The sequence below is a fragment of the Pseudomonas sp. So3.2b genome (assembly GCF_019464415.1).
In the GTDB taxonomy this organism is placed as follows: Bacteria; Pseudomonadota; Gammaproteobacteria; order Pseudomonadales; family Pseudomonadaceae; genus Aquipseudomonas; species Aquipseudomonas shahriarae.
Genome location: NZ_CP080494.1, coordinates 4,060,635 through 4,072,579, shown reverse-complemented (window position 1 = coordinate 4,072,579; position 11,945 = coordinate 4,060,635). Strand labels below are relative to the sequence as shown.

Here is an 11,945-nt window from a genome sequence, read left to right as displayed (position 1 = left end):
TACATCGTGTCAACAAGCCGCACTGGAGAACATTATGTCGGTACCTGCGTTCAATCAGCCTGTCGTCAATCTACCGAATGACGCCATGCGTCACGAGGCCGAGGCCAACACCACGGGCGCTGCGGCGTCGGCCGCCGGGCCAGCCGCCAAGGGGCCTAGTTTCAGCGGGCCAGAGAGCAAGTCTGGGCCGGTGTTTGCGGCTGCACAGCCGATGGCACAAGGCGCCGCCGGCGTACAGGCCGATGCCGCCCGGTGGGGCAGGCCCCCGCTCCCTGGGAACCCGCCGCCAAGGCCCTTCCCGCAGCAACCCGATCCGATCTATTCAAAGCGCAGCCATGATCAGTTGGCCCAGCAACTTCTGGATAATTTCAAGGCGTTCAACGATCCGAAAAACCCGGACTACATTACGCCGCAGGGGTTGAAAGCAAAGGCTGAAACGCCCCTGACAAAGTACCCGCACAAGAATCAGGACATCCGGCTGGCCAGGGAAATCATGAAGCGTCCGGACCTGCTCAAAGCGCTTGACCGTGATGGTCGTACGGGGGGGCTGGATGCTCAGATCAGCCGTCAAAACATCTATGACGTCATCCGCTCTGACAACCCCTTGAAGTACAAGGACGATGAACAACTCGCCAAGGACATGCTGAAGAATTTCAATCAGCTCAAAGGCAGTTTCTGGAGCAAAGACATCAAGGTCGCCGATCTCAATGCCAGGGCCCAGCGCCCGTTGACAGGTAACCCTCATCGGGACCAACTCACCCACCTGGCGAGGGAGGTCTTCAACCGCTCCAACTTGCTGCAACAAATGGACAACGTTGCTAGCCCCGACTATGACGGCAGAATCAGCAAGCGTGGGTTGAAGAAGTTGTCCCATTAAACCGCCGGTATTGCACTGGGAGCACACAACCGGGAAGCGCCGCGAGTCTTTCGCGGTATTTCCCGGTTCGACCAGGGTTGCCAGTCTTGCGGATGACCGCGCTGACTAGGGCTGCACGTGTCCACTTATCGCCTGCCACTTCGCTGATCAGGAACTGTTTTCAGCGGTTTGCCACATAACGTGTATCTGACGGCCTTTATGACGCCGGCAGTTTCACTCACAGAGAGGGTGTTGACATGACTTCAACGTCGTTTGGAACTCAAACTCCCGGCCTGCCGCAATCCCTTCTTGCTCCACCTTGCGAAAACACGACGCAGAGACAACTTTTCGATGCCCAGAATCAGGCTGTGCCAGGAGGGGAAGGCGCCGAAGCCCAACGGGTAAGGAATTTTTCCGGCCAGTACACCTTCAAGGCCCCGGCGGCGGATGACTTCGCCAAAGGCATGCAGTCCTACCGCGCCACTGCCTTCCCAACCACCACCATGCAGACGCCTGCGGGTACGACGAGCGGGTTGATCAATGCCATAAAAGCCTTGCTGGGCGGTTCCCGATCAGGAGCATTGTCGTCCCGAGAACCTGACTGAGGGCCGCGCCCAGGACTGACCATTGTTTACATACAGACATCGAAATTGATCGGGTGCCCCGGAACCATTGCCGGTGGTTGGCCACATACTTTGCGCTTGCTGGAAACCCACCCTTGCACTGACGGTGGTGGCAGCCGGTCTGAGTATGGATCTAGAAAAGGTGGATATGAACATGGCAATTGACGGTGGGGTACCTCTCCTGCGGCCCGATGTTACGAGCCGCCATGAAGCGATACCGGATGACGCACAACAGAAAGCTCATGCTGCTTCAAGCGAGACCACGCCGCGTGGCTGGCAGGCCGATAATCAACCTTTGCCCAGCACTATCCGCTCTTCGGGATTCCGCCGCCCGTTGCGGTGGGCCACGCCCGATGAGGTCATGCTGCATCATCAGGAGCTGAGAAACGCGCCCTCGACGCGTACCCCCAATGTGAACCCCTACACCCAATTGCCGGACCGCCAGTTAGTCAAGGCGCTGGGTGACCATTTTTCCGTGCTGGAAAATTTTCATGAAAAATGAAGGACTGAAACTGTCGTCGCTGCGGCGAATTGCCAGTGCAAAAATGACTGACACACCGGCGCTCAACAACGCCATTCTGCTGGCCAGGGCACTGGTCCAGCGCCCGCGGTTGATCGAAGCGATCCTTGACGAAGAGGGGTTTATAACGCGGCAAAGTCTGGAGCGGGCGGTACAGGGTGTGTTTGGCAACAGCGACCCCAATGCCTTCAGTCCGGATCCTTTTCACGCCAAGACCAATGTCGAGTTGGTGCTGGCGTTCAGGGCCGCTTTTGATGAACTGCGTGACAGATCCCGGGACCGCACGGGCTTTTTTGAGAGTGTCGGCTACGTCCAGATCGAACGGCTTGTGTCAATCAGTAAGGATCCGGATGAAACGGACCAGAACGGTGCCGTTATCCGAGACCCTGCCACGGGGTTACCGAAAAAAATGTACAGCGAACAACTGGTGTATATGTCAAAAAACTTGGTGGACCGTCCCAGGCTTTTGAGTTCCCTGGAACGCATCCATTCTGGCTGGCGACGTATTTACGGTAGTCATTACCAGAAGGGATGGCTGAGCAACAAAGACCTTGACGGCTGGCTTGAAAACACTAGAGACCTGTAGCGCCTGGGGGCCTTACACCCGCAGTATTTTGCCGCTGATCGCCACCGCCAACAGCAGCACGGCGATCAACACAAAGGCCACGCTCAGGCTGCTGCCGTGGGCGATAAAACCAATCAGCGCGGGGCCTGCGAGAATACCGGCATATCCCAGGGTGGTAATGGCGGGCACCGCAATGTGCTCCGGCATGACCGTTTGCTTGCCCACCGCGGTGTACAGCACCGGCACGATATTCGAACAGCCGGCACCGACCAGGGCATAACCCAGCAGGGCGGTTTCCCATGCCGGGAGCAGGGTGGCCAGCAGCATGCCGGCGGTGGCCAGCAAACCACCGATCACGATCACCCGTTTGGCACCCAGGCGGCGCACAATGGCATCGCCGGTCAGGCGGCCGAGGGTCATGGTCAAGGCAAACGCCGCATAACCCAGGCCCGCGTAGGCTTCGTCGAGGCCGCGTTCGTCACTGAGAAACACCGCGCTCCAATCGAGCACGGCACCCTCTGCCAGGAATACGATAAAACACAGGCAGCCGATAAACAGCACCACCCCATGGGGGATGGCGAAGGCCGGGCCGGAGCTTTCGCTGCCGTAGGGCAACAAGTGCGGGGCCGCCTTGAGCAAGGCGCCCAGGGTAATCACGATAACCACCAGGGTGGCCGAAAGCGGTGACAGCCCCAGGCCGAGCAGCGCACTGACACCTGCCGCCCCCACAATCCCCCCCAGGCTGAACAGCCCATGGAAGCCCGACATCATGGTTTTGCCACTGGCCCGCTCAACAATCACTGCCTGCAGGTTGACGGTGGAGTCCACCGTGCCCAGGCCTGCACCAAACAGAAACAATCCGGCCATCAGCAAGGGTATCGAGCTGACCGTGGCCAGCATCGGCAAGGCCACGCAGAGCAGCAGCGTCCCGGCGCTCAACACGCGGCGGCAGCCGAAGCGTGACGCCAGCGCGCCGGCCACCGGCATGGCAATGATCGACCCCACTCCCAGGCACAACAGCAACAGGCCCAGGGTGCCTTCGTTGAGCTGCGCGCGGGCCTTGGCATAGGGGACCAACGGTGCCCAGGCCGCGATGCCGAAGCCGGCAATAAAAAACGCGATACGGGTCGACATTTGTTCCAGGCGTCCCGGAACCACAGGCGCCTGGGGGGGGATGGCAGTCATGAATATCCTTGGTTTTGCGTTCAGCGAACGATGTCCAGCGCGACATCCTTGCACATCAGGCCCTATCGAGCGAGCCAGGTTCCCTTGCGGGCCGCGAAGTTTTTACTGACAACACGGAACACTTTTACCGTGGATCACCACACAGAGGTTATCGGGCCTGCTTGAGGTGGCCTGGAGGGTGCGTAATCCCTGTGAGTAGCGTTGAACCCCAGGCTGCTTGCACAGGATTACCACCTTCCAGGCCACTTCTGCGCGTGGGTCAGTTGGGGGTTGGGAGATATGCCCTGACTTGCACCACGTCGGCGCCAGCGACCCGCACCAGGAGGGTGCCACGGGGCGTGGTTTCCTGGCCGATGTAACTCTCCACCAGCACCCGATCCGCAGCCGTGGCGTGCAGCGATAGCTTATGGGGTTTGCGCAGCAGCTTTCGAGCCTGGGCGTCCACCGGGAATGACGGCTGGCCCCGGCGCACACTGTCGCAAAACGCTACTGCCACGGCCCGTGGCGGCGGTGGTGGCGGCGAGGGCAGGTTGGCTGCGGTGAACAGCAGGTTGAGCTGCTCGGCGGTGGCGACGGCACGGGGGAAACCGGTAAAGGCCGAGGCCACCAGCAGCAGTTCAGTCAGCTCCCCAGGCGCCAGGCCTTGGGCCAGGCTGGTCTTGAAATGCACGCTCAACGGCGGGCCGACCATACCGGCGGCGACGATCGCGGCAAAGATCGCTGCTTCCTGCAAGCGCGGATCAAGGCCCGGGCGCTCGTGCAGATAGCCGTACACCACACCGACCGCCAATTCGCCCAGGGCCGGCGCGGTATGGAACAACGCATCCAGGCGTGCGCCGCCATCCGGTACCCGCTCAATGAATGTTTTGCGGCCGGCGCGGTAAAGCGTTTCAACGGGGCTCTGCGGGGCAAGTGTCTTCATGGTGCATCCTCCAGGAAAATGAGGACGGCGTTTGCTCGACTGCGCACGGACTTCGGCCTGATGAAAACGTCCATCCAGCGACGCAGTAGTGTAGGGCGCGCTGGTTTTTTTGCCATGCTCGGCGCGCTCGCTGTTGGTGTCCTACGCTGAGATCGCCCACAATCGCCAGGCACTTTTCCCATGGCTGACCATCGGCGGATGCTGAGGTGATCTCACAATGACCCTGTTCTACGACGCTCGCGGCAATATCTACGGTGTGGCCAGCCCGGCCCTGTTGCGCAGCCGGGGCATTGCCGTGCCCGATAACGCCGCCCTGGCCGCCAGCACTCGCCAGGCGTGGACGGGGCTGGCGATAGCGTCCGAATGTGGCTGGGGGACGTCGCTGCGCCCAGCCGAGGCCAAGGCCTTTCGCTGCGACGGTTTGCTGGTCGGGCCGTTCCAGGCTGCACCGCCGTATGACCTGCTGATCGTCAATACCGACGGTTCCCTGGCCGAGCGCAGCGGCAATGGCTTGACGATCTTTGCCCAGGCCCTGACGGACGCGGGGCTGATGACCCAGGCCTGCGAGCTACGGGTACACCACGATCAACCTGATGGGGTGACGCCGCTGGTGACCGGGGTTGAACCGGCGGTCTATGGGGAGCTCCATGGGTTCTGGCTGGCACTGGGGCAGCCAGCATTCGGGCCGCAGGCAGTGGCAGCGATGGGGCCGGAAAGCGCCGAGCCTGGCCCAGTGAATGAGCTGGCTGCGATCAACCCGCAATGGACCCGCAGCCAATTTGTGCGTATCGGCAACCCCCATTGCGTGACCTTGGTCGAACACGTATCGGCCTTGCCGGACAATCGGCAGATGCACCAACCTGATCTGTTCGAGCCGTTGAAAGCGATTGCCTTCGCTCCTCCCGCAGGTGATGGCCGGCCCTGTGCGGCCGGGGTCAACCTGCAATGGGCAGCGCGAGACTCTGCCAATCGGCTGATTGCCCGGGTGTTCGAGCGCGGTGAGGGGCCCACGGCATCCTCCGGGACCAGTGCCAGCGCAGTGGCCTGTGCGGCATGGCGGGCGGGTTGGGTCGAGGCGGGAGAGGTGGCCGTGGTGATGCCGGGCGGTACGGCGCCAGTACGCTTGCACGTTCAGGCAGATGCGCTGCTGGGTGTCAGCCTGTTCGGGACCGCGATGCTTCAAGGCTGAGGTACGTGATGGCTTAACTAAGTGTCAGTTGTTTCTTTATTGTTTAGTTATTGTTTGAAGCGTCGCGTAAGGAAGTTCCTGCTGTTAGGGCTTGCTTTGTTTTGAGGATTTCTCATCTTGTAAAAGAGACTTCCATTGTGTCCGTACGAAACTTCTTTTTTATTTTCAAAGCGCCGAATTCTCGTGGATCTCGCTAATCTTTAGAGCGTTCAGGCACTTCTTTGGCCGCAGGTTTTTTGTTTGGCGGGAGGGAGTATTTCAGTCAGATAGTGGATGGCGGGTAACAACGGATGGTGAGTGCGTTTGTTTCGTCACGTTTCAACTTTATTGTTCAAGGCATGGAGACAGACTTCCAAGTACTGGCATTCAAAGGCCGCGAAGCCCTTGACCAGCCCTACTTCATCGAAGTGCAACTGGTCAGCGAAAACCCCGGCCTTGACCTAGAAGCATTGCTGCACCAGCCGGCCTATCTAGGCTTCGGTGAAATGGGCGAAGGTTTGCACGGGCAGGTGTATGCCGTCGGTCGCGATGACCCCGGGGGCCGGCTCACTCGTTATCGCCTGACCCTGGCGCCGCGCCTGGCGTGGCTGGAGCATCGGCGCGACCAGCGCATCTTTCAACAACGCAGCGTGCCGCAGATCATCGCGGCCGTGCTCGAGCACCACGGCATCCTGGCCGACGCGTATGCCTTCGAGTTGGGTCCGGTGGTCTATCCGCCCCGCACGTTCTGTGTGCAATACGCGGAAACCGACCTGCACTTCCTCCAGAGGCTGTGTGAGGAGGAGGGGATTCACTACCACTTTCGCCACAGCCCGGACGCCCATGTATTGGTGTTTGGGGATGACCAGACGGTGTTCCGTCGCCTGCCTGCACAGCGTTATCGCCCTGCCAACGGGCCGGCCGCCGAGGCACGGGTGATCCAGCGTTTCGATGTGCGCCTGGCGACGCGCAGCCGCCAGGCAGTGCGCCGTGATCACGACTTCGAGCATCCTTCACGGCGTTTGCAGGAACACGCCGGGGCTGCATCGGTGCTGCCTCTTGAGGACTACCATTACCCCGCCGGGTTTACCGGCCATGCGCGGGGTGTGCAATTGGCGCGTCGCAGCCTGGAGCGCCATCAGCGCGACCGTCACCGGGCCTTGGGCAAGAGTGATCAACCGGCGTTGTGCAGTGGTCATTTCCTGCCGTTGCACGATCACCCGCAGCCTGCCTGCAATGACTTGTGGCTGCTTACGTCGGTGCGTCACGAGGGGTATCAACCCCAGGCGCTGGAGGAGGCGATGCCCGCTGGCGACAGGTTCCAGGGCTATCGCAACCGCTTCAACGCCACGCCCTGGCGTGCGATCCACCGCCCGGCGCTCAAGCATCCCAAGCCAACCATTACCGGCAGCCAGACAGCCACTGTGACGGGCCCGGTGGGCGAGGAGGTGCATTGCGATGCCTACGGCCGGGTGAAGGTGCGTTTTCACTGGGATCGCCTGGACAAGGCCAGTGATAAAAGCAGTTGTTGGGTACGGGTGGCCTCCGGCTGGGCGGGCGACGGTTTTGGCGCGATCATGACGCCCCGGGTCGGCATGGAGGTGCTGGTGACCTTCCTGGAGGGCGACCCGGACCGGCCATTGATCAACGGTTGTCTGCCCAATGCGCGGCACATGCCGCCTTATCCACTGCCGCAACACAAGACCTGCAGCGTATTGCGCAGTCGCAGTTCCCCCGGTGGTGCGGGCGGCAACGAACTGCACCTGGAGGACCGCCTGGGTGAAGAGCTTATCTACCTGCGGGCCCAGCGGGACTGGCAGCAGCAGGTAGGCCGTGACAGCCACCTGGAAGTCGGCGGGGAGCGGCGGGAAACCATTCGCGGCCCGAGCACGGTGCGCCTGGAAAGCGCCGAACAGCGACATGTCAGTGGTGATCGCAAGGTGGTCCTGGGTGCGAGCGATCACCTCCAGGTGCAGGGCGATAGCCTGGCCTATATCGGCCAGGCCCTGGTGATCGAGGCAGGGCAACAGGTTCATCTCAAGGCGGGTGCCAGCCTGGTGATCGACGCTGGCGCGCAGTTGAGCCTCAAGGCCGGAGGCGAGCATGTGCTGATCCAGGCCGGTGGGATCTTCAGCAGCCGCCCGATTACCCAGGGTGGCCAACCGGCCGTTGCGCGCTCGGCCAGCCCTGCGGGTGCGGCCGTCAGCGGTGCGGAAATTTCAGCGGCCCAGGCTGTCGTCATGAGCATGGCCCGGCAACTGGATGCGGACTTCTGCCCGGTATGTGAACGCTGCCGCGAAGGCGTGTGCGACATCCGCGGGAGGGCGGCCTGATGCTGCGTACACCGGGCCAATGGATGACCCAACAGCAGCAGGCAGGACGCCGGCTGTGTTTGATTCTTGAGGGAAACAGCAACGCCCGTCAGCCGCTGATGGCGCCTCGCAACCTGGGGCAATGTTGCAGCCTTTACGGTGGCAGTGCAGTGGCGGCACTGGCGGCTGACGGGCCGGTGATCCTGCTTGTGGAGCAGTTCGATGAGCCTGCGCTTGTGGGGTTGCTCGAGCACCCTGAGATGAACTGGGGCTGGCTGGGCAGCTTGCCCGACGCGGACCTGGGCGACGTCATCGAGCATTGGCAGGCGCGGATGCTGGTGGGGCCACCGGGCAATCAGGCCCTGTACCGTTTCCACGACAACCGCACCCTGGGGCGTGCGCTGACCAGCGTGCCGGTAGCGCAATGGCCGGCCTATCTCGGGCCACTGATCAGCGTCTGCTACTGGCACGAAGAGCAATGGTGCTGCGCCAACAACCCAGCGCCCGGAAAGTACCCGATACCCGACCCCGCTCCTTGGCTCAACATCCCCAACCCCCAGGCCTCGGCCATTTTGCAGGCGAATATCCTGCGCTACCTGCTGGCCGAACACAGCGAAAGCCTTGCGGCGTTGGTCGAGTTCCAGGATCCAGGGGGATGGCTGGCCCAGGTACTGGACGAGGCCCGCAGTTGGCAATGGTACGGCGCTCTGCAACTGGAGTTTTTGGTGGTGCGGCGTTTGGCAGAGGCAACCGGGCCCAGGGTGATTCAGTGGCAGCCGCTGAAGGGGGAGGCGCCGGAGGAACACTTCAGGCGGGTGGCTGAGCAGTGGCGCACGTTGGGGCAAGCATGAGTAACCAGGCGTGTGGAGTTCTGCTGGTGCTGGGTATGGCCTGGACATCGGGGTGTGCGGTGGTGCCCGTTGATCGCTTTACCTTGGAGGTGGATTTGCCAGCCAATTTCCGCGTTAAAAGCGCCGCTAACTACAGCCCCGCAGCAGGTGAACGTTGCACCTTGCCTTGGCGTCGAGGCAAAAGGCCCGAGCGGAAGATTTTTAGTGTTCCCTACAGCCCGGTAGCCAGCCGCGTGACCCAGGCGCTGCCCCTGACTGAAACAGTCGAGGGCTGCCCGTTGGTATTGCGCAGCGTGGAGTTTGATTTTTATGCGCGGTGGGGCGCGCGCGATACGGATGTTGGCGGAGATATTGCGGCTATCCATATTCAGGATCGTTTAGACGCGGATGGGCCGGGGAGGCCTGAGTCGGGGGTGCTGGAGTTGCAAGCACGATGCAGGTGGTTCTTTCGCACAGTGGGGCCGGTGCATGCGATCAGGAAAATCCTCATGTGCAGATCAGTGGACGCAAATGGGCTTTCAAGTAAAGCGTCGGCAGGCGGCGCTGTGCAACGAGATCGACTGGCGGGGCAAAAACTCAGGCTGGTGTTGAACCTGTCTGACGAAGAGCTACCTGCCTTTGACGATAACTGGGTAGCTGTTCCAAACGGCTGGAGGCGGTGCCAGGGTGAGAGTTTCGAAGATATGTTCGCGTACTGCCGGGGCAATACGACCGACTTCAAACCTATAAAAATGCCTGATGGACGTATCTGTGATGTTTATCCAACGTGTAACTAACAGGGAGTGAAGTCATGGAGTTGGAGGCATGGAAGCAGGAGTTTTTCAGTGACAAGATGCCGGCGTGCCCACGGCGAGGGCACTGGGTGAGTTTTTGTTTGATCGATGAAACCGGCAATGGCAAGAATTATGGGGGGCTGCCGTACTCGTTCCATGACAGTGCCGGGCAACAATACAGCGGTAGATTGAATGGAGAGGGCTTCGCCAAAATAACGGATTTTTATTGTGGTCCTGTGGTGCTTACGTTGGATGAGCCCTATGCCGGGACAGAAGCACCGTATCACCGACTGGCGACGCGCCTGACTTACAAACTACCCATCACCGAACTTCAGGTTCGCGCCGAACGAAGCGAGTTTTCTACCGGGGATGGCCAGCGTCTTGAGGGCAACCCAGCAAGGCGACAAGCCGATCGGTTCTACCAGGTCGAAGTGCGCGATCTGGTTCGCCATGTTGCCCACCTGCCACCGCTGGCGCCACGGTCTCACGGCCCCCAGCCACATGCCCTGAAAATGATGGCCGACCTTGGGTTTGGCCCACCCCAGCCCGAGTTGTCGGGCGTGGTGCTGTTCCCCAACCAGCACACGGCGCTGGAAGTCCGACCCCTGCGGGCACTGCGCCCGATGCTGTCGAGGGACGACGAATTCTGTGCCTTGAACCTGTACCAACTGGCATTGATGGCGACCTTGAGTTACTGCCGTTTTGGCCAGGAGCCGGCCACTCACCCGCAAGATGAAGTCCATTTTCCTCTGGACCCCAGCATCGGCCATCTATTTGCTGAAAAACTCGCGGGGTATCAGCAGGCCTGGAGGGTCGATGCCGAGCAAGTCCGGCGTTTTTACCCGCTGTATGAGGATGTCCCATACTCGCGGCGTTTCGAGATCCTGCCCTTCGACCCTCAGTTGTATCCGCAGAACAGTCCGCAGTTGGAGGCGAGGCAGGAGCATCCGGCGCGTCTGCATTTTTTCGATGACGAAGAGCAGGGTACCGATACCCAGGCCTTTATCAGCCATCACGATGAAGTGGTGCTGATTGCGGTGCGGGGCACGGCCAGTGCGGCGGATGGCCTGCGTGACGCGAATGCCCACCAGGTACCTTTCGCGGACGGCATCGGTAAGGTCCATGAAGGCTTTTACCAGGCGTACCGTGCCTTGCGTGACTTTGTATTGCGCTATCTGGATCAGTTCTACAGCGGCCAACGCATCGTGATTTGTGGCCACAGCCTGGGTGGGGCAATCGCTTTGTTGCTGGCCGAGGGACTGCGCCGGGTCAAGGATGCCGACTACAACGTGTTGCTGTACACCTACGGTGCCCCGCGCGCCGCCGATGCTGAATTCACAGGGGGAGCGGCTGCCCTGGTTCACCATCGTATCGTCAACCACAATGATCCGGTCCCCAGCGTGCCGGCGACGTGGATGAACACCACGGCCAAGCTATGGGTGCCGGGCGCCGTGACCTTATTCGGCGCGCCCGCGCCGGGAGGCCTGTTGTTTGCTGCGGGGCTGGTGCGGCTCGGTGGCCAGCCCTATCGGCATCACGGCGAGCAGCAACACTTCATGCCGATCACCCTGGAGGACGGCACACAGTCCTCGGTGCTGTGGCAGCCCGGTTGTGCGTCGGTGCAGGAGGCGGCGTGTAATCACGCTTTGCGTTTGCACGGCGATATGCCCGAGCGTGACAACCTGCTCAAGCAACTGTTCCAGGCCAGCCAGCACTTCATGGTTGCCAGCTACGTGCCGGCGGCGTGGGCCACTTTACGCCGCTGGCAACAGACATTGGAGAACAGCGGCTCCCTGGTGACGGCACGGGAATACGCGTTGATCGACCACGCGCTGAGCACTCTGCGCCGACAACTGCAGGACAAGCGGCTTGAGCTGCACCGTCGCAGCCCGGCGAATGGACGCGGCCATGAGCATTACGATGCCTTGACTGCTGAAATCGACCGATTGCAAACCAGTCGCCAGCGCCTGGAAAGCCTGCGCTGGCGCCGTGTGGAAGGGCGCGATGTATACGGCAGTCACGCTTCATCCTCAAACCTGCAACCCAGCCTGGCTCGTTGGTTCAGCCACCGCGAAAACCATGAGTCGCCCCAGGTGGCAAGTATCCCGCCGGCCTTCGAGGGCGACCGGGACAAGGGCCAGACACTGGACCTGGACTCGATCGTTTAGCC

At 61.3% G+C, this 11,945-nt stretch carries 11 protein-coding genes; 9 read left to right on the top strand and 2 right to left on the bottom strand.

Features of this window, described 5'->3' with window-relative positions:
• Positions 1-34: 34 nt before the first annotated feature.
• The 4 genes from K1X80_RS28255 to K1X80_RS18185 all read left to right on the top strand — a co-directional run bounded on the left by K1X80_RS28255 (position 35) and on the right by K1X80_RS18185 (position 2,585).
• Positions 35-877, top strand: a complete 843-nt coding sequence (locus tag K1X80_RS28255; protein ID WP_233093359.1) for a hypothetical protein — start codon at positions 35-37, stop codon at positions 875-877.
• 347 nt (positions 878-1,224) lie between these two features.
• Positions 1,225-1,461, top strand: coding sequence for a hypothetical protein (locus K1X80_RS18195; RefSeq protein ID WP_200656548.1), 237 nt, complete (start codon positions 1,225-1,227; stop codon positions 1,459-1,461).
• 145 nt (positions 1,462-1,606) lie between these two features.
• Positions 1,607-1,981: a hypothetical protein gene (locus K1X80_RS18190; protein ID WP_152987925.1), complete on the top strand. Its 375-nt coding sequence runs from the start codon at positions 1,607-1,609 to the stop codon at positions 1,979-1,981.
• Entirely contained in the window at positions 1,971-2,585 is a 615-nt protein-coding gene (locus K1X80_RS18185) for a type III secretion effector protein (RefSeq protein ID WP_169990056.1), read from the top strand. Before K1X80_RS18190 ends, K1X80_RS18185 begins: the two co-directional genes overlap by 11 nt.
• Before the next feature lie 12 nt (positions 2,586-2,597).
• Here the strand turns inward: K1X80_RS18185 and K1X80_RS18180 are convergent, their stop codons facing one another.
• Together K1X80_RS18180 and K1X80_RS18175 are read right to left on the bottom strand one after the other, a co-directional pair.
• A complete protein-coding gene (locus K1X80_RS18180; protein ID WP_220172392.1) occupies positions 2,598-3,749 on the bottom strand; it encodes an MFS transporter in 1,152 nt (383 codons plus the stop codon).
• 259 nt (positions 3,750-4,008) lie between these two features.
• Entirely contained in the window at positions 4,009-4,671 is a 663-nt protein-coding gene (locus tag K1X80_RS18175) for a carboxymuconolactone decarboxylase family protein (RefSeq protein ID WP_057959080.1), read from the bottom strand.
• A gap of 217 nt (positions 4,672-4,888) precedes the next feature.
• On the opposite strand from K1X80_RS18175, the gene K1X80_RS18170 reads away from it, so the two are divergent.
• The 5 genes from K1X80_RS18170 to K1X80_RS18150 all read left to right on the top strand — a co-directional run bounded on the left by K1X80_RS18170 (position 4,889) and on the right by K1X80_RS18150 (position 11,943).
• Entirely contained in the window at positions 4,889-5,860 is a 972-nt protein-coding gene (locus K1X80_RS18170) for a diaminopimelate epimerase (protein ID WP_120733559.1), read from the top strand.
• A gap of 290 nt (positions 5,861-6,150) precedes the next feature.
• On the top strand, positions 6,151-8,172 hold the full coding sequence (locus tag K1X80_RS18165; protein ID WP_198799576.1) for a type VI secretion system tip protein VgrG: 2,022 nt from the start codon (positions 6,151-6,153) through the stop codon (positions 8,170-8,172).
• Positions 8,172-9,002 carry a DUF4123 domain-containing protein gene (locus tag K1X80_RS18160; protein WP_057438502.1) on the top strand — a complete coding sequence of 277 codons (831 nt, stop codon included), beginning with the start codon at positions 8,172-8,174 and terminating at the stop codon, positions 9,000-9,002. Before K1X80_RS18165 ends, K1X80_RS18160 begins: the two co-directional genes overlap by 1 nt.
• Positions 8,999-9,778 (top strand): hypothetical protein, encoded by a 780-nt coding sequence (locus tag K1X80_RS18155; RefSeq protein WP_169990059.1) that lies wholly within the window; start codon positions 8,999-9,001, stop codon positions 9,776-9,778. The genes K1X80_RS18160 and K1X80_RS18155 overlap by 4 nt, the downstream gene beginning before the upstream one ends.
• 14 nt (positions 9,779-9,792) lie before the next feature.
• Complete coding sequence (locus K1X80_RS18150) at positions 9,793-11,943, top strand: lipase family protein (RefSeq protein ID WP_220172391.1); 2,151 nt, start codon at positions 9,793-9,795, stop codon at positions 11,941-11,943.
• Positions 11,944-11,945: the final 2 nt, after the last annotated feature.